This is a genomic window from Pseudomonas sp. CROZ-RG-20F-R04-15 (assembly GCF_022662375.1).
GTDB lineage: Bacteria > Pseudomonadota > Gammaproteobacteria > Pseudomonadales > Pseudomonadaceae > Aquipseudomonas.
Window position 1 is genome coordinate 24,718 of the sequence record NZ_JAKNQL010000029.1, and the last position, 20,572, is coordinate 45,289.

Genomic DNA, 20,572 nt, shown 5'->3' on the forward strand with positions numbered 1-20,572 from the left:
AAGGTCAGGTAAACACGTCGATCGGCACATTGAAACGTTCGGCCAACCAGCGAATTTGGCGCAAGTTGAGCTTGCGCTTGCCGCTCAAAATCTCCGAGACAACCGATTGAGTACCAACACCTGGTAAATCGCTCTGGGTCAGGCCGTGCTCACGCATCATGTAACCGAGAACCTCTTCGCCACTTGCCTGAGCCATGGGGTGATTGGTGTGATCCCATTCTTCGATCCAGTCACCGATGATGTCGACCAAGCTCATCAACGGGTGCGACTCATCATCGCCGGTAATTTCCAGCAGTTCGTCGACTGCCAATACCAAGGCATCGTAGTCGTCTTCGTTTTCTGGCCGATGCAGCGAGCGAGGAAAGATACCCGGACTTTGGTCCGCACCGGAACCAAAGCAAACACTTTCAAAGCCAACAGACTCCCCAGTGAGCGAACAACTCGTCCGGGCATTTAAGGTTTTTAGATATTCAGAGCCCTTCAAAAACTCCGAGAGTGGAAGGCGTTTAACTGTCTTGGCGGTCATAGGAATGGTATTTCGCTCACGTCTGCACAAGATGACCGATTAGATAAAATACAGATAGTCAGCCTCCGCGCAGACGTGCGTAGGCCCTTTCCTCAACTGAGGAAGGTAATGACCTACAGATCAATTCCTTGATAATCGCGACTTTGCCTCCAGATCAGTCTCATAGACTTCCTGCCTGAGAACCCATCATGTCCGAACCACTCCTCATCCCCTGCCCCTCCTGCAACGGCCTGAACCGCATCCCCGCCGAGCGCCTCGCCGACCAGCCCAAGTGCGGACGCTGCAAATCCGCCGTGCTGTTGAGCAAACCGTTCGAACTCAAGCAAGGTGATTACGTCAGCCAGATCAAAGGAGATCTGCCGTTGCTGGTGGATGTCTGGGCGCAGTGGTGTGGGCCGTGCAAGTCGTTTGCTCCGGTGTTCGAGCAGGCGGCGGCGCAGTTGGCGGGGAGATGCCGCTTGGCCAAGCTTGATAGCGAGGCGAATCAGCAGTTGTCGGCGCAGTTGGGGATTCGTTCGATTCCGAGTTTGATTCTGTTCAAGAACGGCAAAGAGGTGGCGCGGCAGAGTGGCGCGTTTCCGTTGCCGCAGTTGATGGCGTGGCTGCGTAGCCAAGGTATCTGACACACCAGAGGATCCAATGTGGGAGCGAGCCTGCTCGCGAAGGCGTCCGGTCAGTCAATTCAGATGTTGAATGTACCGGCCTCTTCGCGAGCAGGCTCGCTCCCACAGGTAGGTGGATGCAATCCGGGAGATCAGTGATCTTCGAGCAAGTTATGCAGTTCGACGAACTGCTGGGTCAGCTTGTGTCGCGGGTCGAGGTGGATCAGCGGCATGCTGGCCTGGTGCGATTCGCGCATGCGCACTGAACTGCTCAGGTACACCGGCAGTACCGGCAAACCTTCAGCAATCAACTCATCAAGAATCTGCTGTGGCAGGCTCGCCCGGGCCTGAAACTGATTGACCACGATGCCTTCGACTTCCAGACCTTCGTTGTGGTCGTCCTTCAATTCTTCGATTTCCGCGATCAGGCCGTACAGAGCCTGACGGGAGAAGCTGTCGCAATCGAAGGGAATCAGCACACGATCAGCGGCAATCAGCGCCGAAACCGCATAGAAATTCAGCGCCGGTGGCGTATCAAGGTAGATCCGGTCGTAATCTTCGGACAGTTCATCCAGCAACTTACGCAGCTTGTTGATCTTGTGCTTGGCCTCAAGCTTGGGCTGCAAGTCGGCCAGTTCGGCGGTGGCCGTAATGATGTGAAGGTTGTCGAACGGGGTTTCGTAAATGTCCGCCTGATTCTTCTTCGAGAACGGCCCCGAGGACAGTGTCTGCTTGAAGAAGTCGGCAATACCCATCGGGATGTCGTTGCCGGTGAGCCCCGTCAGATATTGAGTGGAATTAGCCTGAGCATCGAGATCCACCAACAGCGTGCGATACCCCTCGCTGGCACTGACCGCTGCCAGATTGCAGGCAATGCTGGATTTGCCTACGCCACCTTTCTGATTGAACACCACGCGCCGCATGACCAAACCTCCGTGTATCAAAGAATGACCGAGTGTAGATGCGCGCGACCTCGCTTCGCTACCTTCATGGACATGGACTACAGAGTCAGGTGCAAATATCTGCGGACAGATAGTGTGATAACCGCCGTCGATCGGCGAGAAACCCGACAGACAAGCCGCTGCCGATCTGGATAATGGCCAAATGACAGTTTTCTTGCGAACCACTCGGTACATTTCGTTGCGCAAAATGTAACCAGCATTTGCTACACACTCGTCGCACCGGGATAATGCGCGCCACTCGGCGCCCAGCGCCACGCCAAGCCTGCTGCGGGTCTGGCCACTAAACGCGTCAACGAAAGCCCGCAGGGGCGGGATGAATGTCCGTGATCAACTTCAACATCGCCCAATGGCGCGCGTGGGCCCCTGGCCTCGACAGCGTGGACGCCTGGCAGGCATGGAGCCGACAACCGGTCGTACTCCAGAGCAGTGATGCCGCGCCCGATGTGTCGTTTTTGCCGGCCATGCAGCGCCGCCGTCTCAGTCGACTGGCGCGCATGGCGTTCAGCGTTGGCTGGCCCTTGGCCGACGGGCGCGAGAATCTGCCGCTGGTGTTTGTCTCGCGACACGGCGAAACCCCACGTACTTACGAGATTCTCAGTGATCTGGCCAGCGAGCAGCCGCTGTCGCCGACCCAGTTCAGCCTCTCGGTGCACAACGCGATCATCGGCCTGTGGTCGATCATGCGCGGCGAGACCAGCGAAATGACTGCCCTCGCCGCTGCCGGCGACGGCCTCGAACACGGCATGCTCGAAGCCGCTGCCCTGCTCAATGAAGGCGCCCCGGCGGTGCTGCTGGTGATCACCGAAGAACAACCGCCCGAAGCTTATTCCGCGTGGATCGACGACGTGCCGTTTCCGTATGCGCTGGGTCTTTTGCTCACCCCCGGTACCGACTGGCGGCTGACCCTGAACAGCACCACAGAAACACGGTCAAAAGCGCACTGGCCCCACGCGCTCAATCTGCTGCGAACCCTGCTCGGCCAGCAACCCCATTGCCAACATGCCTGGAAAAATCGTGTATGGACCTGGCAACGCAATCCGTGACCGAGAAAAACCGCGACGCCTACTACTGGCGCCTGCTGGCCACCGCCGCAAGCTTCGCCCTGTTCGGGCTTGGCGGGTTGTGCCTGCGCGTGCTGGTGTTCCCGCTGCTGGGCTGCCTGCCCGGTGACGCCCTTGCGCATCGCCATCGCGCGCGGCAGACCGTCAGCTGGCTGTTCTGGTTTTTCGTGCGGTTCATGGCTCGTACCGGCGTGCTGACCTACGACATCCAGGGCGCCGAACGCCTGGGCCGACCGGGGCAGATGATCATCGCCAACCACCCGTCGCTGATCGACGTGGTGTTCCTCATCGGTCTGGTACGCCAGGCCAATTGCGTAGTGAAGAAAAGCCTGTGGGAAAACCCCTTCACCCGTGGCCCGCTGCGCAGCACCGAATACATCAGCAACGACGGCAGCATGGACATGCTCGATGCCGCCGCGCAGTCCCTGCAAAACGGCCAGACATTGATCATTTTCCCCGAGGGCACCCGCACCCAGCCGGGCCAGGCGCCGGCCTTTCATCGGGGGGCTGCGGCAATTGCCTTGCGCGGTGCGAAAATCCTCACGCCGGTGATCATCAAGGTCAGCCCGACCACATTGACCAAAGCCGAACCCTGGTATCGGATTCCCAGCCGCCGGGTGCACTTCAGTTTTCGCGTCGGGGCCGATATAGACCCACAAGCCTTCGCCGCGCAGGGGCCCGCACCGCAGGCCTCGCGCAAGCTCAACGATTATTTGCACAACTACTTCATTAAGGAGCTCGCCGAAGATGAGCGATCTGAACACCCCTAGCCTGGTGCGAGACATCAAACTGCTGATCATCGATGCCCTCGGGCTCGAAGACATCAGCGCCGACGACATCGGCGACGAGCAGACGCTGTTCGGCGAAGGCCTCGGCCTGGATTCCGTCGACGCGCTGGAACTGGGCCTGGCCATCCAGAAGAAATACGGCATCAAGATCGACGCCGACGCCAAAGACACCCGTAACCATTTCACCAACGTGGCCAGCCTTGCGGCGTTCGTCACGGCAAAACAGGCAGCTTGAGACCGGACCATGCAAACTCGTGACGATATTTTCAACACCCTGCGCGATGCCTTGGTCGAGCTGTTCGAACTGGATCCGGCCCGTGTGAGCCTGGACTCCAATCTGTATCAGGATCTGGAAATCGACAGCATCGACGCGGTCGACCTGATCGATCACATCAAGCGTCAGACCGGCAAGAAAATCGCCGCCGAAGAATTCAAATCGGTGCGCACTGTCGGCGACGTCGTCGAGGCGGTCTACCGTCTGGTTCAACCGGCCGCATGAGCCGATTGATCGGCCTCGGGCTGCTGCTGGCCGGTCTGCTGTACCCCTTTGCAGTGTATTTCGGCATGGAGCACTTTGCTCCGTGGCAGTTCGGCCTGCTGCTGGGCAGCCTGTGGCTGGCGCGAGCGCTGACCGGCGAACGCAAGCCCGGCAGTCTGTGGATGGCCTGTGTGGCGATCGCCTTTTGCCTGTTGCTGGCGCTGTTCGACAGCCCGCTGTTGCTGCGCTGGTATCCGGTGCTGATCAGCGGCTTCATGCTGGTGCTGTTCAGCCTGAGCCTGAAATATGGTCCGCCGATGGTCGAGCGCCTGGCACGCTTGCGTGAGCCAGAACTACCGGACATCGCGATCCGCTATACGCGCAAGGTCACGGTGGCCTGGAGCGTGTTTTTCTTCTGCAACGGTTTGTGCGCCGCCCTGCTGACCCTGTGGGCGCCGCTGAATTGGTGGATGTTGTACACCGGCCTGATCTCCTATGGATTGATCGGCCTGATGTTTGCCATTGAATGGCTGATACGACAACGGGTGAGAGGCCGTACATGAACTGGATAAAACTTGAGCAGCTGTTGCTCAAGGCTGCGCCGGCGCGGGCAATCAGCCACGCACCGGTACTCGATCACGCGCAACTGTGCGAACAGGCGCTGAGCGTTGCCGCCGGTCTGCAAGCGCAGGGCGTTAAGCGCCTGGCTGTGCATCTGGAAGATGCCGCCGAACTGGCCATCGCTTTGCTGGGCGCATGGCGCGCTGGCGTCAGCGTTCTATTGCCGTCGGATCTGCAGCCACAAACCCGCCAGCGCTGGTCCACTGAAGTCGATCTGTGGCTGACGGATCAAGCCGATGACACGCAACTGAACGACGTTCGGCAACCGCCACTGCCCGGCGCCGAACTGGATCTCGACCAGTGCCGTCTGAGCCTGTGCACATCCGGCTCCAGCGGCGAGCCAAAGCGCATCGACAAATCCCTGCGCCAACTGGCCAACGAAGTCGAAGCGCTGGAGCAGTTGTGGGGCGCGGACCTCGGCGCGGCCTGCATCATCGGCAGCGTTGCCACCCAGCATATCTACGGCTTGCTGTTTCGCGTGCTGTGGCCTTTGTGCGCCGGGCGCCCGTTTGTGCGCAAACAACTGGCGTTTCCCGAAGACTTGCAGCGCGCCAGCCGCGAATATCCGGCCTTCGCCTGGGTTGCCAGCCCGGCGTTGCTCAAGCGTATGGGTGACAACCTCGACTGGCCGGCCCTCAGTGCCGTGCGCCGGGTGTTTTCCTCCGGCGGCGCGTTGCCGCTTGAAGCCGCGCAGAGCCTGCAGCAACGCTTGCAGCAATGGCCGACGGAAATCCTCGGCAGCTCGGAAACCGGCGGCATTGCCTGGCGTCAGGGCGACCAACTGTGGCAACCGTTCGCCGATGTCGAGCTGAGCCAGGACAGCGACGGCGCCCTGCTGATCGCCTCACCTTATCTGCCTGTCGGGCACATCGAGCACACCGCTGACGCCGCGCGTATCGCTGCCGATGGACGCTTCGAACTGCTCGGACGGCTGGACCGGATCGTCAAACTCGAAGAAAAACGCATCTCTCTGCCCATGCTCGAACAAGCCTTGGTTAGCCACGAATGGGTTGCCGAAGCGCGCCTGGGCGTGGTCCAGGAAAATCGCGCCTCTCTGGGTGCTCTGCTGGTACTCAGCGACTCGGGGCTGTTTGCCTTGCGTGAACACGGCCGCCGCAGCCTGACCGAAACCCTGCGCCAGCATTTGCGCCAGCACTGTGAAGCGCTGGCGCTGCCCCGGCGCTGGCGGCTGCTGCGCCAATTGCCGTTGAACAGTCAGGGGAAACTGCCGCAGGCCGAGGTCGAAGCGTTGCTGATTGCCCCGCGCCCGAAAGCGCCGCAAGTGCTGTCGCAGGTCGAGACCGAGGGTGAATGGAGTCTGCAACTGAGCGTGCCACCGGATCTGGCCTATTTCAGTGGGCACTTTCCCAAAGCGCCAGTATTGCCGGGCGTGGTGCAGGTGGAATGGGCGCTCAATCTTGGGCGGCAGTTGCTGAATCTGAGTGGCCCGTTTGCCGGGATGGAGGTGCTCAAGTTCCAGCAATTGGTGCGCCCGGGGGATGAAATCCAGCTGCATCTGCGCTTTGATCCGGAGCGCAGCAAGTTGTATTTCGCTTATCGCAATGACACGGCGACCTGTTCCAGTGGGCGGATTCTTCTGGGTGTAGAGCATGATTGACCTTGGTGAGTGCTGCGCACTCAATCGCGAGCAGGCTCGCTCCCACAGGAGTTACCGGTATGCATAATCCTTGTGCCGTGATCCCGGTGTATAACCACGAAACCGCGATCGGTACTGTGGTCGACGCCCTGCTCGCGCAAGGCCTGCCGTGCATTCTGGTGGACGACGCCAGCACGCCATCCTGTGCCAGGATCCTCGACGCGCTGGCCGAGCGCGACAACGTGCATCTGGTGCGCCTCACCGCCAATCAGGGCAAGGGCGGCGCGGTGATGACCGGCCTGCGCGAAGCCTCGCTGTTGGGTTTCAGCCATGCGCTGCAGGTCGATGCCGACGGTCAGCACGACTTGCACGACGTGGCGCGTTTTGTCGCCGAGTCCCGCGCCCATCCCGAGGCGATGATCTGCGGTTATCCGCTGTTCGACGAGAGTGTGCCGAAAGGCCGTTTGTACGCGCGCTACCTGACCCACGTGATGGTCTGGATCAACACGCTGTCGCTGCAGATCCGCGATTCGATGTGCGGGTTTCGCGTCTATCCGCTGGCCCCGACGCTGGCGGTGATCGATTCGGCGAAAGTCGGCAAACGCATGGATTTCGACTCAGACATCCTCGTACGCCTGTCGTGGCGCAATCAGCCGATGCGCTGGCTGCAAACCAGCGTGCACTACCCGCTGGACGGTGTGTCGCACTTCCGTCTGTTCCACGACAACGCACTGATTTCCAGCATGCACACGCGGCTGTTTCTTGGCATGTTGCTGCGCTTCCCGCTGATCCTCTGGCGGCGGTGGCGAACATGAACAGCGAGACCGACAAGAAGCACTGGGCCGACCGCGAAGAACGCGGCAGTTTCCTGCTGATGAAATTCACCGCATTCGCCGCCAAGGTCCTTGGCCGACGCCTGCTCAGCCCGTTGTTGTACGGCATCGTCCTGTACTTTTTCCTGTTCGGCCGCGCCGCACGGCGCAGTGCCTGGCAATACCAACAGCGCCTGGCCGAGTGGAGCCAGCGCGCCGATTTGCGCCCGACTCTTTGGCGGGTGTTTGGCCAGTTCATGGCCTTCGCCGACTCCATGCTCGACAAGCTCGATGTATGGAACGGCAAGATCCGCATCGAGCAGATCGAAATCATCGACCCGGCGCTGCTGCGCAATCAGTTGCGTAGCAGTCGCGGGCAACTGCTGGTCGGCGCGCACCTGGGCAATCTCGAAGTCTGCCGTGCGCTGGCGGAGATCGGTGAAAAGGTCACCATGAACGTGCTCGTGCACACCAAACACGCCGAGCAATTCAATCGCCTGCTCGGTGAAGCCGGGGCGACCAATCTGCGCCTGATTCAGGTCAGCGAACTCGACCCGGTGATCATGCTGCAACTGCACGAACGCCTGGAGCGCGGCGAGTGGCTGGCGATTGCCGGTGACCGCGTGCCGCTGCACGGCGGGCGCAGTGTCACCGTAGACTTTCTCGGCCACCCGGCGCCGTTCCCGCAAGGCCCGTGGTTGCTCGCCGGTTTGCTCAAATGCCCGGTCAATCTGCTGATGTGCCTCAAGCAACCGGACGGCCACTATCGCCTGACCCTCGAACCCTTCGCCGACGCCGTGGTGTGGAAGCGCAGCGAGCGCGAGCAGGTCATTCATCAGTGGGCCACCCGCTATGCGCAGCGCCTGAGTCACTATTGCCTCGAAGCGCCGCAACAATGGTTCAACTTTTACCCTTTCTGGAAGACCGATGACGACGCCAACCCATGAGCCGGTAACCTTCGGCGAACGCCCTTTGCGCATCGAAGACGTGCTGGCCCTGGCCAACCGTCAGGCGCCCGTGCAGTTGCAGAGCGACGCCGACTATCGCGAGCGCATCGCCAAGGGCGCAAGGTTCCTCGATTCGCTGCTGGACAAGGAAGGCGTGATCTACGGCGTCACCACCGGTTACGGCGATTCCTGCGTGGTCGCGGTGCCGCTGCATCACGTCGAAGCGTTGCCGCGTCACCTCTACACCTTCCACGGTTGCGGCCTCGGCAAACTGCTCGACGCGCAAGCCACTCGCGCGGTGCTGGCAGCGCGTTTGCAGTCGTTGTGCCACGGCGTGTCCGGGGTGCGCGTGGAATTGCTCGAACGTCTGCACGCGTTTCTCGAATACGACATCCTGCCGCTGATTCCAGAGGAAGGTTCGGTCGGCGCCAGCGGCGATCTGACGCCGCTGTCTTACGTAGCCGCAACGCTGTCCGGCGAGCGCGAAGTGATGTTCCGTGGCGAACGTCGCCAGTCTGCCGACGTGCATCGCGAACTCGGCTGGACACCGTTGGTGCTGCGCCCGAAAGAAGCGCTGGCGCTGATGAACGGCACGGCGGTGATGACCGGTCTCGCCTGCCTCGCGTTCGCTCGCGCTGACTACCTGCTGCAACTGGCCACACGCATCACCGCGCTCAACGTGGTGGCGCTGCAAGGCAACCCGGAGCACTTTGACGAACGCCTGTTCGCCGCCAAACCGCATCCGGGGCAAATGCAGGTCGCCGCGTGGCTGCGCAAGGATCTGGCGATCGACGCGCCAACCGCGCCGCTGCATCGCTTGCAGGATCGCTATTCGCTGCGTTGCGCCCCGCATGTGCTTGGCGTGTTGGCCGACAGCCTGAACTGGCTGCGTTCGTTCATCGAAATCGAACTGAACAGCGCCAACGACAACCCGATCATCGACGCCGAAGCCGAGCGCGTGCTGCACGGCGGGCACTTCTACGGCGGGCACATCGCGTTCGCCATGGACAGCCTGAAAAACCTCGTGGCCAATGTTGCTGACCTGCTGGATCGGCAACTGGCGCTGCTGGTCGACGAGCGCTACAACCACGGTCTGCCGAGCAACTTGTCTGGCGCCCCGGCGGATCGCGCCATGATCAATCATGGCTTCAAAGCCGTGCAGATCGGCACCAGTGCCTGGACCGCCGAAGCGCTGAAAAACACCATGCCGGCCAGCGTGTTCTCGCGCTCCACCGAGTGCCACAACCAGGACAAGGTCAGCATGGGCACCATCGCCGCTCGCGATGCGATCCGCGTGCTGGAGCTGACCGAACAAGTCGCCGCCGCCACCCTGCTCGCTGCCAATCAAGGCGTGTGGCTGCGCGGTCAGGCCGAAGATGCGCGACCACTGCCGCCGTCGCTGGCGGCGATGCACGCAGAACTCGCCAAGGACTTCCCGCCGGTCATCGAAGACCGCGCACTGGAAGGCGAATTGCGCCTGTGCCTGCAACGCATCGCCGCGCAACACTGGAGGCTGCATGCGTAGCGCCGGAGTGCTTCACGCCGACACCGAGATCCTCGTGCCGTTCTTCGACGTCGACACCATGCACGTGGTTTGGCACGGCCATTACGTCAAATACCTCGAAGTGGCGCGTTGCGCGCTGCTGGACAAGATCGGCCACAACTACACGCACATGGTCGAGTCCGGTTTCGCCTGGCCGATCATCGACCTGCAACTGCGCTATGTGCGCGGCGCGGTGTTCGGTCAGCGCCTGAATGTGCGTGCCAGTCTGGTCGAGTGGGAAAACCGTCTGAAGATCAATTACCTGATCACCGACCTGCACAGCGGTGAACGCCTGACCCGCGCCAGCTCGGTGCAGGTCGCCGTTGAAGTCAGCAGCCGTGAGATGCAACTGGCTTCGCCGAAGGTCTTTACCGATGCCGTGGAAAGGATGCTGCGATGAATGTTTTGCTTAAAAGCCTGAGCGTATTGGCGCTGCTGACGCTGTCAGCGCTGGCCAACGCCTTCGACCTGCAACAGCTCAGCGCACAACTGGCGAAACCGGACGTGATCCACGGTCAGTTCGTCCAGGAAAAACACCTGCGCGCCCTGCCGCAGCCGCTGCTCAGCAAGGGCAATTTCGTCCTGGCGAAAAACCACGGCCTGCTCTGGTTGCTGAAAACCCCGCTGCAGCAGGACTACCGCATCACCGCCAAGGGCATCGCCCGCCGCGACGATAACGGCTGGCAATTGCTGCCAAACAAGAGTGCCGGGGCGGAGCAGAACCGCTTGTTCCTTGCCGTTTTGCAAGGTGACAGCAGTGGCCTGCAACGGGATTTCGAACTGGCCCTGAGCGGCGACGCGCAGCAGTGGAAACTCACCCTGACCCCGCGCTCGCTGCTGCTCAAGCAAGTGTTCACGCAGATCAATATCGACGGCGGCACGCTGGTGCAAACCATCGAACTGCTGGAAACCCAGGGCGACAGCACCGTGCTGCGCATGCAGAACAGCAGCGCCGGGCAACCGTTGAGCGACGCGGAGCAACATGACTTTGCCGAGTGAACGCAGGCTGCCCTGGCTATTTCTGATCCTCCTGCTGGCCGTCGTCGCGCTGGCCGGCTGGCAGTGGCGCGACGGTGCGCCGCTGTCGGCGAACCTGATGGAGCTGGTGCCGGGCACCCACCCGGACGCCCTTGAACTACGCGCCGAACAGCGCATGCAGGAGCCGCTCAATCGCGAAATGCTGGTGCTGGTCGGCCACGCCGATCGCCAGCAAGCCGTGGCCATGGCGCAGACGTTGGGCGCGCAATGGCAGGCCAGTGGCCTGTTCGAAAAAGTGCAATGGAACTTGCAGGCAGATCTGCCAGCGCTGCGCACGCAACTGCTGCAAGGGCGATTGGCGATGCTCTCGGCGGATGATCGACAACTGCTGATCGAACACCCCGACGCATTCATTCAACAACGCGTGCAGGCCCTGTTCGACCCGTTCAGCGGTTTCAGTCTGGTGCCGAGCCAGGATGACTGGCTGGGCCTGACCGGGCGCATTCAGAACAGCCAGCCGCAGCACGGTTCGGTGCAACTGGACATCGGCAGCGGCGCGCTGATTGCCGATGCCGACGGCATGAGCTGGGTGCTGCTGCGGGCGCGCACCACCGGCAATGCCTTCGACATGAACTTGCCGCTGCAAGTCGCGGCACTGCTGGGAGCCAGCCGCGAGCAGGCGGCGAAATCCGACGTGCAACTGCTGGCTGCCAGCGGTTTGCTGTACGCGGCCAACGGTCAGCAGCAAGCGACTCGCGAAATGACCTGGGTTGGCGGCGGTGCCACGGTCGGCATCCTGTTGCTGCTGTTACTGGCGTTTCGCCGCTGGCGCGTGTTGCTGGCGTTCGTGCCGGTGCTGGTTGGCATGTTGTTCGGTGCGGTGGCGTGCGTGGCGTTGTTCGGCCACATGCATGTGATGACGCTGGTGCTCGGCTCCAGCCTGATCGGCGTGGCGGTGGATTATCCGCTGCATTATCTGTCGAAGAGCTGGAGCCTGAAACCTTGGCGCAGTTGGCCGGCGTTGCGTTTGACGCTGTCCGGGCTGACCCTGAGCCTGATCACCAGCGCCATCGGTTATCTGGCACTGGCGTGGACGCCGTTCCCGGCGCTGACGCAAATCGCCGTGTTCTCTGCCGCTGGATTGCTCGGTGCGTATTTGTCGGCCGTCTGCCTGCTGCCGGCGCTACTGAACAACGTCGAACTGCGGCCTGCGCAATGGCCGTTGCATCTGGCCCAGCGCCTGGTCAATCTGCGCGAAAAACTCCTCGAACGCGTGCGCACACCGGTGTTGCTGGCGCTGCTGATTGCCTTCTGCGTGGGCGGTCTGGTGCAACTGCAAAGCAAGAATGACATCCGCCAATGGGTCGGCGCACCGCAACAGCTGACCGACGAAGCGCAGACCATCGCGCGCATCACCGGCTATCAGCCGACCAGCCAGTTTTTCCTCGTGCGCGCCGACAATCAGCAGCAATTGCTTGAGCGTCAAGCCGCGCTGAGCGAGCGCCTGGAGCAACTGGTCAATCTCGACAAGCTGCAAGGCTATCTGGCCCTCGATCAACTGGTCAGCCCACCGAACCAGCAAGAGCAAGTGCGCGAGGCGCTGAACAAACTGCCGCAGTACTGGCAGCCACTGCTCGACCTCGGCGTGCCGCTCGCCGCGTTGCAAACCGAGCTGCAACAGTTGCAGACCGTGCCCGCCGAAGACATCGACGCGGCATTGGCCGGCCCGCTCGGCGAGCCGTATCGCACGCTCTGGCTCGGCGCCACCGAAGACGGCGTGGCGGCAATGACCAGTCTGCAAGGCTTGAACAACCCGGCGCTGTTGCGCGTGCAAGCACTGGACTTGCCGGGGGTAATGCTGGTCGATCGCCTCGGTGAATTGAACGAGGTTTTCGCCGCGACGCAGATCAGCGCCGCTGAACTGAAACTCGCTTCCTGCGCGTTGATCGTGCTGGTGCTGATGTTGCCATTTGGTCTCGGCGGTGCGCTGCGCATCGTCGCCCTGCCGTTGCTCGCCGCGCTGTGCAGCCTCGCCAGTCTCGGCTGGCTCGGTCAACCGCTGACGCTGTTCAGTCTGTTCGGCCTGCTGCTGGTCACGGCGATCAGCGTCGATTACGCGATTCTTATGCGTGAACAGGTTGGCGGTGCGGCGGTGAGCCTGCTCGGCACCTTGCTCGCGGCTGTGACGACGTGGTTGTCGTTTGGGTTGCTGGCGGTTTCAAGTACACCGGCGGTGAGCAACTTCGGCCTGTCGGTGAGCCTCGGTCTGGCGTTCAGCTTCATCCTCGCACCGTGGGCCGGGCGCCACGAGCATGCCGCCACAGTCGCGGACCCGGCAGCGTGATGGTCGTCGCCTTCTGGCTCATGGCGCTGGCGCTGTTTGCCGTGGCCACCCGCGTCGGCCGCCACTTTGGCCTGATCCCGATTGTCAGCCAGTTGTTGCTGGCGAGCTTCGGCTTGCCGCTGCTGATGTATTTCTGGATCGAGCCGGGCTGGCAGCTCAGCGGCGCGCAATTGATTGCGCCAGACTGGCTGAAAAACCTCTACAGCCTGAGTTTTGCCCTGCTGCTCGGGCACATTCTCAGTGACGTGATCGATCTGAAACTCGATCGCCAGAGTGTAAAAATCGCCGTGCCGAGTTTTGTCGTACCGTTCGCCTGTGGCCTTGCCGCCGCGTATTGGCTACTGCCGGCGCAACCGTGGCTCAACTCGCTGGCCATCGGTCTGGTGTTCGCGATTACCGCGATCCCGGTGCTGTACCTGTATCTGCGTCACATCGATTATCCGCCGGCCGCCACGCGCCGCCTGGTGCAGACCGCGATCCTCATTGACCTGACCTGCTGGACGTTATTCGGCCTCGCCCAGGGCAGTCTGCATCTGAGCAGTCTGCTGCTGCCGCTGGTTCTCGCCTGTGTGCCGTTGCTATTAAATCTGTTGCGTGTGCGCCGCCCGCTAACCTACAGCCTCGGTTTCTTTGCGCTGCTGGTAATGGCCGAGCATTACAAACTCAACGCGCTGATCTTCGGCATCGGTTATCTGCTGTGCATGGCCGCGCTGAAAGTGCCGCTGGTGCTGCCGCTGCCAGCGCGCTGGATGAGCCGTTTGCAGACGTGGCTGGCGATTCCGCTGATCCTCACGTTCGGCATTGTGCAGATCGACGTGCACAGCGCCCTCGCCAGCCTCGGCGCGCTGCAATGGGCGGCGCTGCTGCTGTTGCCGATTGCCAGTAAACTGCTCGGCAACTGGCTCGGCCTCGGCTGGGCCGGCGCCTCGTTCGAAGGCGCCAGCCGCTGGCGCGAAAGTGTGCTGCTGAACATTCGTGGCCTGAGCGAAATCGTCTTTCTCAATCTGCTCTTGCAACAACAACTCATCACCCCGGCGCTGTACTTCGCGCTGATGCTGATGGGCCTGATCGCGACGCTGCTACCGGCCCTGATCGGCCTGCATCGCGCACCTTTGAATCTGCAACATCCTTTGCCCCGGAGCTCGCGTGCCAATCGTTGAAATGGAATCCCGTCAGGTCGTGATCATCGGCGCCGGCCCGTCCGGCGCCATCGCCGCCGCGCTACTCAAGCGCAAGGGCCACGATGTGCTGGTAATCGAGCGCCAACACTTTCCACGCTTTTCGATCGGCGAAAGCCTGCTCAGCCATTGCCTGGATTTCGTCGAAGAGGCCGGCATGCTCGACGCCGTCAACGCCGCCGGGTTCCAGCGCAAGACCGGCGCCGCATTCGCCTGGGGTGAGCGTTACAGTGCCTTCGATTTCGCTGACACCTTTACCGGCGGCAAACCGACCACGTTCCAGGTGCAACGCGCCGATTTCGACAAACTGCTGGCCGATCAAGCGGCGCTGCAAGGCGCGGAAATCCGCTACGGCGATGCCATCGTCAGCGTCGATTTCGCCCGGACAAAACCGCAGTTGGATGTGCGCCGCGAGGATGGCAGCGAGTATCGCGTCGAAGCCGATTTCGTCCTTGATGCCAGCGGCTACGGCCGCGTGCTGTCACGCTTGCTGGACCTGGAAGCGCCATCGAATTTCCCGGTGCGTCAGGCAGTGTTCACCCACGTCGAAGATCACATCGACAACCCGGCGTTCGACCGCGAAAAGATCCTCGTCACCACCCATCCGGAACATCGCGATATCTGGTTCTGGACCATCCCGTTCAGCAACGGTCGCTGTTCGGTGGGGGTGGTCGCGGCCGAGGAGCACTTCAAGGGTCGCGACAGCGATCTGGAAGCCTGCCTGCGCAGCTTCATCGCCGAAACCCCAAGCCTTGCCGGCGTGTTGAACAACGCTGTATGGGACACGCCGGCGCGCACCCTCGGCGGTTACGCCGCTAATGTGAAAACCCTGCACGGCCCAGGCTTCGCGCTGCTCGGCAACGCGGCGGAATTTCTTGACCCAGTGTTCTCCTCCGGCGTGACCATCGCCATGCGTTCGGCGAGCATGGCCGCCGCCGTGCTGCACCGTCAGTTGCAGGGCGAAACCGTCGACTGGCAAAGCGAATTCGCTGAACCGCTCAAGCGCGGCGTCGACACCTTTCGCTGCTACGTCGAGGGCTGGTACGCCGGCACCTTTCAGGACGTGATTTTCTATGAAGACAGCCAGGCGGAAATTCGCCGGATGATCTGCTCGATCCTTGCCGGTTACGCCTGGGACGAACGCAACCCGTTCGTCAGCGAAGCGCGCCGTCGCTTGAAGATGATTTCCGAACTCTGTGCAAAGGACGCCACATGAACTACTTGAGCGACAGCTACGTCGAGGAAACCCGTTTCGGTTTCTGGTTCCTGCGCAGCCACACCTGGCAGCACCATGTATTGCGCGTGGCGATCAATGACCTGCACGGACTGTTCACTGACGCTCTGCCGGAAAACCCGGTGCTGCTGGACGCCGGTTGCGGTCAGGGCAAGTCGTTCGGCCATCTGCGCCAGACCTTTGCGCCACAGCGGTTGATCGGCGTTGACGCCGACCCGCACAGCCTTGAATTGAGCGGGGCAGAAGCGGCGCGTCTGGGCCTCGACGTGGAGCTGATCGGCAGTGATTGCGCGACGCTCAATGTGGCGGACGCCAGCGTTGATCTGCTGTTCTGTCACCAGACTTTTCATCATCTGGTCGAGCAGGAAAAGGCGCTGGCCGAGTTTTATCGGGTGCTGAAACCGGGCGGCTATCTGCTGTTCGCCGAGTCCACCGAGGCTTACATTGATACCTGGGTGATTCGCTGGCTGTTCCGCCATCCGATGCATGTGCAGAAGAGTGCGGCACAGTACCTGCAGATGATTCGCGGACAGGGGTTTGAGTTTGGCGAGCAGAATGTTTCCTACCCGTATCTGTGGTGGAGCCGGTCGAAGGATTTTGGGTTGCTGGAGCGGTTTGGGGTGCGCAAGCCGAAACCGTTTGGTGAGCGCGAGGAGACGTTGGTGAACGTTGTCGCGCGTAAACCGCTTGAAGGTGATCGTTGATGCGACACATGACCTGTGGGAGCGAGCCTGCTCGCGAAAGCGGTGGGCCAGCCAGCCTCTTTGTTGAATGTGCTGGCGTCTTCGCGAGCAGGCTCGCTCCCACAGTGTCTGCGGTGTGGCGACTTTTTGTGGTCGGCGTGATGCTTCTGTTGAGTGCCTGCGCCAGTCAGGCGCCGTTGCCGGCGGGAAATCCATCGCTGTCCCTGCCGCTGCAACTCCACATCGAACGCCAGCAAGCCGAACAACGCCAGGACTGGCTGCTGGTGATCCAGCACGAAGGCCCGGGCATCCGTTGGTCGATGATGGATCCGCTGGGTATTCCCCAAGCCCGTCAGCAACTGATCGACGGCCACTGGCAAGCCGATGGTCTGCTGCCACCGAACCCGGAAGCCCGGGAATTGTTCGCCGCACTGTTGTTCGCCCTGACCCCGTCCGGTGAGCTGCTGCGCAATTACCCCGCCGCGCAACAACAAGGTCAGCAACGCTCGCTGCCTGCGCGCTGGGATATTCACTATTCACAACCGTTGAGCTTTCAATTGAACCTGCCCCAAGGCCCGCACTATCGGGTTTCACCGCTGGGTGAACCGACGCCATGACCGCCTACCTGAATGCCCTCGGCGTGATCTGTGCGCTGGGTCGCGACAAGCAACAAATCGCGCGCAATTTATTCGCTGGCGACTGCTCGGGCATGCGCCATGAGTCCGGCTGGGTGCCCGAGCGTGTGTTACCCGTCGCTGCCGTGCAGGGCGAACTGGCGCCGATCCCGCCAGAACTCGCCGATCAGCGCAGCCGCAATAATCAGCTGTTGCTGGAAGCGGCACTGCAGATTCGCGATGACATCGATCAAGCGATCCAGACTTACGGCCGCGAGCGCATTGGTGTGGTGCTCGGCACCAGCACTTCGGGTATCGACGAGGCCAGTCGTGGTCTGGCGCACTACATCCGCGAGCAACAGTTTCCGGCTGAATACGATTACCGTCAGCAGGAACTCGGCGCGCCGGCGAATTTCCTCGCCGACTGGCTACAACTGAGCGGCCCGGCCTACGTGATTTCCACCGCTTGCACTTCCAGCGCCCGTGCCTTGATGAGTGCTCAGCGTCTACTCGATCTGGGTCTGTGCGACGCGGTGCTGTGTGGCGGCGTCGACAGCCTGTGCAAGTTAACCCTCAACGGTTTTTCGTCACTGGAAGCCATGTCCGATGAGCGCTGCAATCCGTTCTCGGCCAACCGCAGTGGTATCAATATCGGCGAAGCGGCGGTGCTGTTCGTGATGAGCAAACAACAAGGCAACGGGCCGGCGATTGCACTGCTTGGCGCCGGCGCCAGTTCCGACGCGCATCACATTTCCGCCCCTGAACCGACCGGGCGCGGCGCTCTGCAAGCGATGCAAAAAGCCTTGAGCCGCGCACATCTGCAAGCAGCGCAGATCAACTACCTGAACCTGCACGGCACCGCCACCCAGCACAACGACGCCATGGAAAGTCTGGCGGTCGCCGAACTGTTTCCCGAGGGCGTCGCCTGCTCATCGACCAAACCGATGACCGGCCATACCCTCGGCGCAGCCGGCGCACTGGAAGCAGCGTTCTGCTGGTTGAGCCTGAGCGCCGACAATCCCGACCACGCCTTGCCGCCACATGTCTGGGACGGTCAGGCCGATCCCGCGCTGCCGCCACTCAAATGGGTGACCGCAAGCGAGCGCCTGACGTCCATTGCACCCCGCTACCTGATGAGCAACTCGTTTGCCTTCGGCGGCAACAACGTCAGCCTGATTATCGGAGACGCCCCATGACTGACTGGCCGCTCGCCGAACTGCTGCCCCATGCCGGCGACATGATTCTGATCGACAGCATCCTCAGCTTTGACGAGGAGCAGATTTTCACCCGCCTTACTGTCAAGCCAGATGGCCTGTTCAGCCTGCCCGACGGCAGCCTGCCGGCATGGGTCGGCGTCGAACTGATGGCGCAGAGCGTCGCCGCGTTTGCCGGTTGCCACGCGCGACTCAAAGGCAATCCGGTGGAGTTGGGGTTCCTGCTCGGCACGCGCAAGTTCGAATGCAACGTCGAAGCCTTTCCCGCCGGTAATGATCTGACCATTCATGGTCTGCGCTCGCTGGAAGACGACAACGGCATGGGCGTCTTCGAATGTCATGTCCACGGCGCCGGCATCCATGCCAGCGCGCGGCTGAACGTGTTCCGCCCACCCCAGCCATCCCAATATCTGCAACAGACACAGGAGTCGAACGATGACTGAATCCGTACTGGTCACCGGCTCCAGCCGTGGCATCGGCCGCGCCATTGCTTTGCGTCTGGCGCAGGCCGGGCACGATATCGTCCTGCATTGCCGCAGCGGCATGGCCGAAGCACAAGCCGTTCAGGCTGAAGTCGAAGCGCTGGGCCGCAAGGCGCGGATCCTGCAATTCGACGTCGCCGACCGCGAAACCTGCAAAACCATTCTGGAAACCGACGTCGAAATCCATGGCGCCTATTACGGCGTAGTGTTGAACGCCGGGCTGACCCGTGACGGTGCCTTTCCGGCGCTGAGCGACGACGATTGGGACGTGGTGCTGCGCACCAACCTCGACGGCTTCTACAACGTTCTGCACCCGGTGATGATGCCGATGATCCGCCGCCGTGCCGCTGGTCGCATTGTCTGCATCACCTCGGTGTCGGGGCTGATCGGCAACCGTGGCCAAGTCAACTACAGCGCCTCCAAGGCCGGGGTGATTGGCGCGGCAAAGGCGTTGGCGATCGAGCTGGGCAAGCGCAAAATCACGGTTAACTGCGTCGCGCCGGGGCTGATCGACACGGCGATGCTCGACGAAAACGTGCCGGTGGAAGAATTGATGAAAATGATCCCCGCGCAACGCATGGGCACCCCGGAAGAGGTCGCCAGTGCGGTGAATTTCCTGATGTCGGCGGAAGCCTCGTACATCACCCGCCAGGTCCTGGCGGTCAACGGAGGCCTGTGCTGATGAAGCGCGTCGTCGTCACCGGCATGGCCGGCATCACTTCGCTGGGCAGCGACTGGCAGACCATCGCCGGCAACTTCGCGGCCAATCGCAGCGGCATTCGCCGGATGGACGAGTGGGATCGTTTCAGCGAACTCAACACGCGTCTGGCCGGGCCAATCGATGACTTTGCAGTGCCCGCGCACTGGACCCGCAAGCAACTGCGCAGCATGGGCCGGGTGTCGCGTCTCGCGGTGGGCGCGGCGGAACAGGCACTCGCCGACGCCGGACTGCTCGGCGATCCTTCGATCAAGGACGGGCGCATGGGCGTGGCCTGCGGCTCGTCCACCGGCAGCACCGACGAGATCAAAGCGTTCGGCAACATGCTGCTCAACTCGGTGGCCGAAGGCCTCAACGCCAACTCCTACGTGCGAATGATGCCGCACACCACCGCCGCCAATATCAGCATCTTCTTTGGCCTGACCGGGCGACTGATCCCGACGTCCAGTGCCTGCACCAGCGGCAGCCAGGGCATCGGTTACGCCTACGAGGCGATCAAGTTCGGCCGCCTGCCCCTGATGCTCGCCGGCGGCGCCGAAGAGCTGTGCCCGACCGAAGCCATGGTCTTCGACGCGCTCTATGCCACCAGCCTGAAAAACGATGCGCCGCAGACCAGCCCGCGCCCGTACGACAAGGATCGTGACGGCCTGGTGATCGGTGAAGGTGGCGGCATGCTCGTCCTCGAAGAGCTGGACCACGCCCTCGCGCGCGGTGCGCACATCCACGCCGAGATTGTCGGTTTCGGCAGCAACGCCGACGGCCAGCACACCACACGCCCGGAACAAGTGACCATGCGCCGAGCCATGGAGCTGGCGCTGGAAGACGCCGGCCTGACACCGGATGCCATCGGTTATGTAAATGGCCACGGCACCGCTACAGAACAGGGCGACATTGCCGAAACACTGGCAACCAGCAGTTTGTTTGGCGAACGCATGCCGATCAGTTCGCAGAAGAGCTTCCTCGGCCACACCCTCGGCGCCTGCGGCGCGCTGGAGTCGTGGTTCAGCATCGAAATGATGAACCGCGATCAGTACGTGCACACGTTCAACCTCGACGAGGTCGATCCGCACTGCGGCAAACTCGATTACCTGCGCGGTGAATTCCGCCAGATGCATCACGACTACGTGATGAACAACAATTTCGCTTTTGGTGGCGTCAACACCTCGTTGATTTTCCGCCGCTGGCACTGA

At 61.9% G+C, this 20,572-nt stretch carries 23 protein-coding genes; 21 read left to right on the forward strand and 2 right to left on the reverse strand.

From position 1 onward, the window contains the following. Window positions 1-4 precede the first annotated feature (4 nt). On the reverse strand, window positions 5-367 hold the full coding sequence (locus tag L8H52_RS26995; RefSeq protein ID WP_242209626.1) for a transcriptional regulator: 363 nt from the start codon (window positions 365-367) through the stop codon (window positions 5-7). A gap of 347 nt (window positions 368-714) precedes the next feature. Here L8H52_RS26995 and trxC point away from each other — a divergent pair, with 347 nt between their 5' ends. Next, window positions 715-1,149 (forward strand): thioredoxin TrxC, encoded by a 435-nt coding sequence (gene trxC / locus L8H52_RS27000; protein ID WP_242209596.1) that lies wholly within the window; start codon window positions 715-717, stop codon window positions 1,147-1,149. Window positions 1,150-1,280: 131 nt separating this feature from the next. On the opposite strand, the gene L8H52_RS27005 is transcribed toward trxC, so the two are convergent. Further along, on the reverse strand, window positions 1,281-2,051 hold the full coding sequence (locus tag L8H52_RS27005; RefSeq protein WP_242209597.1) for a ParA family protein: 771 nt from the start codon (window positions 2,049-2,051) through the stop codon (window positions 1,281-1,283). A gap of 356 nt (window positions 2,052-2,407) precedes the next feature. Here L8H52_RS27005 and L8H52_RS27010 point away from each other — a divergent pair, with 356 nt between their 5' ends. The 20 genes from L8H52_RS27010 (at window position 2,408) to L8H52_RS27105 (ending at window position 20,572) form a co-directional block, all read left to right on the forward strand. Further along, a complete protein-coding gene (locus tag L8H52_RS27010; RefSeq protein WP_242209598.1) occupies window positions 2,408-3,133 on the forward strand; it encodes a beta-ketoacyl synthase chain length factor in 726 nt (241 codons plus the stop codon). Continuing rightward, a complete protein-coding gene (locus L8H52_RS27015) occupies window positions 3,109-3,921 on the forward strand; it encodes a lysophospholipid acyltransferase family protein (RefSeq protein ID WP_242209599.1) in 813 nt (270 codons plus the stop codon). Before L8H52_RS27010 ends, L8H52_RS27015 begins: the two co-directional genes overlap by 25 nt. Next, the gene (locus L8H52_RS27020; protein ID WP_116029224.1) at window positions 3,899-4,174 is read left to right on the forward strand and encodes a phosphopantetheine-binding protein; all 276 of its coding nucleotides are present in this window, start codon (window positions 3,899-3,901) and stop codon (window positions 4,172-4,174) included. Before L8H52_RS27015 ends, L8H52_RS27020 begins: the two co-directional genes overlap by 23 nt. 9 nt (window positions 4,175-4,183) lie before the next feature. Next, a complete protein-coding gene (locus L8H52_RS27025; protein ID WP_064388843.1) occupies window positions 4,184-4,438 on the forward strand; it encodes an acyl carrier protein in 255 nt (84 codons plus the stop codon). After that, the gene (locus L8H52_RS27030) at window positions 4,435-4,980 is read left to right on the forward strand and encodes a hypothetical protein (RefSeq protein ID WP_093430103.1); all 546 of its coding nucleotides are present in this window, start codon (window positions 4,435-4,437) and stop codon (window positions 4,978-4,980) included. Before L8H52_RS27025 ends, L8H52_RS27030 begins: the two co-directional genes overlap by 4 nt. Then, a complete protein-coding gene (locus L8H52_RS27035) occupies window positions 4,977-6,656 on the forward strand; it encodes an acyl-CoA synthetase family protein (RefSeq protein ID WP_242209600.1) in 1,680 nt (559 codons plus the stop codon). Before L8H52_RS27030 ends, L8H52_RS27035 begins: the two co-directional genes overlap by 4 nt. 59 nt (window positions 6,657-6,715) lie before the next feature. Beyond that, complete coding sequence (locus tag L8H52_RS27040) at window positions 6,716-7,450, forward strand: glycosyltransferase family 2 protein (RefSeq protein WP_242209601.1); 735 nt, start codon at window positions 6,716-6,718, stop codon at window positions 7,448-7,450. After that, on the forward strand, window positions 7,447-8,394 hold the full coding sequence (locus L8H52_RS27045) for a glycosyl transferase (RefSeq protein ID WP_242209602.1): 948 nt from the start codon (window positions 7,447-7,449) through the stop codon (window positions 8,392-8,394). Before L8H52_RS27040 ends, L8H52_RS27045 begins: the two co-directional genes overlap by 4 nt. Further along, the gene (locus tag L8H52_RS27050) at window positions 8,375-9,919 is read left to right on the forward strand and encodes an aromatic amino acid ammonia-lyase (RefSeq protein ID WP_242209603.1); all 1,545 of its coding nucleotides are present in this window, start codon (window positions 8,375-8,377) and stop codon (window positions 9,917-9,919) included. Before L8H52_RS27045 ends, L8H52_RS27050 begins: the two co-directional genes overlap by 20 nt. After that, window positions 9,912-10,337, forward strand: a complete 426-nt coding sequence (locus L8H52_RS27055; RefSeq protein WP_016983876.1) for an acyl-CoA thioesterase — start codon at window positions 9,912-9,914, stop codon at window positions 10,335-10,337. The genes L8H52_RS27050 and L8H52_RS27055 overlap by 8 nt, the downstream gene beginning before the upstream one ends. Next, window positions 10,334-10,936, forward strand: a complete 603-nt coding sequence (locus L8H52_RS27060; RefSeq protein WP_242209604.1) for an outer membrane lipoprotein carrier protein LolA — start codon at window positions 10,334-10,336, stop codon at window positions 10,934-10,936. The genes L8H52_RS27055 and L8H52_RS27060 overlap by 4 nt, the downstream gene beginning before the upstream one ends. After that, window positions 10,920-13,259 (forward strand): MMPL family transporter, encoded by a 2,340-nt coding sequence (locus L8H52_RS27065; RefSeq protein ID WP_242209605.1) that lies wholly within the window; start codon window positions 10,920-10,922, stop codon window positions 13,257-13,259. The genes L8H52_RS27060 and L8H52_RS27065 overlap by 17 nt, the downstream gene beginning before the upstream one ends. Continuing rightward, window positions 13,256-14,419 carry a sodium:proton antiporter gene (locus tag L8H52_RS27070; protein WP_242209606.1) on the forward strand — a complete coding sequence of 388 codons (1,164 nt, stop codon included), beginning with the start codon at window positions 13,256-13,258 and terminating at the stop codon, window positions 14,417-14,419. Before L8H52_RS27065 ends, L8H52_RS27070 begins: the two co-directional genes overlap by 4 nt. Further along, entirely contained in the window at window positions 14,406-15,653 is a 1,248-nt protein-coding gene (locus L8H52_RS27075) for an NAD(P)/FAD-dependent oxidoreductase (RefSeq protein ID WP_242209607.1), read from the forward strand. The genes L8H52_RS27070 and L8H52_RS27075 overlap by 14 nt, the downstream gene beginning before the upstream one ends. Then, entirely contained in the window at window positions 15,650-16,375 is a 726-nt protein-coding gene (locus tag L8H52_RS27080) for a class I SAM-dependent methyltransferase (RefSeq protein WP_242209608.1), read from the forward strand. Before L8H52_RS27075 ends, L8H52_RS27080 begins: the two co-directional genes overlap by 4 nt. Before the next feature lie 113 nt (window positions 16,376-16,488). Then, window positions 16,489-16,971 (forward strand): hypothetical protein, encoded by a 483-nt coding sequence (locus L8H52_RS27085; RefSeq protein ID WP_347340760.1) that lies wholly within the window; start codon window positions 16,489-16,491, stop codon window positions 16,969-16,971. After that, window positions 16,968-18,164 carry a beta-ketoacyl-[acyl-carrier-protein] synthase family protein gene (locus L8H52_RS27090; RefSeq protein WP_242209610.1) on the forward strand — a complete coding sequence of 399 codons (1,197 nt, stop codon included), beginning with the start codon at window positions 16,968-16,970 and terminating at the stop codon, window positions 18,162-18,164. Before L8H52_RS27085 ends, L8H52_RS27090 begins: the two co-directional genes overlap by 4 nt. Then, entirely contained in the window at window positions 18,161-18,625 is a 465-nt protein-coding gene (locus tag L8H52_RS27095; RefSeq protein ID WP_242209611.1) for a hotdog family protein, read from the forward strand. The genes L8H52_RS27090 and L8H52_RS27095 overlap by 4 nt, the downstream gene beginning before the upstream one ends. Further along, window positions 18,618-19,346, forward strand: a complete 729-nt coding sequence (gene fabG, locus L8H52_RS27100) for a 3-oxoacyl-ACP reductase FabG (RefSeq protein ID WP_122609478.1) — start codon at window positions 18,618-18,620, stop codon at window positions 19,344-19,346. The genes L8H52_RS27095 and fabG overlap by 8 nt, the downstream gene beginning before the upstream one ends. Then, window positions 19,346-20,572 carry a beta-ketoacyl-ACP synthase gene (locus L8H52_RS27105; RefSeq protein WP_242209612.1) on the forward strand — a complete coding sequence of 409 codons (1,227 nt, stop codon included), beginning with the start codon at window positions 19,346-19,348 and terminating at the stop codon, window positions 20,570-20,572. The genes fabG and L8H52_RS27105 overlap by 1 nt, the downstream gene beginning before the upstream one ends.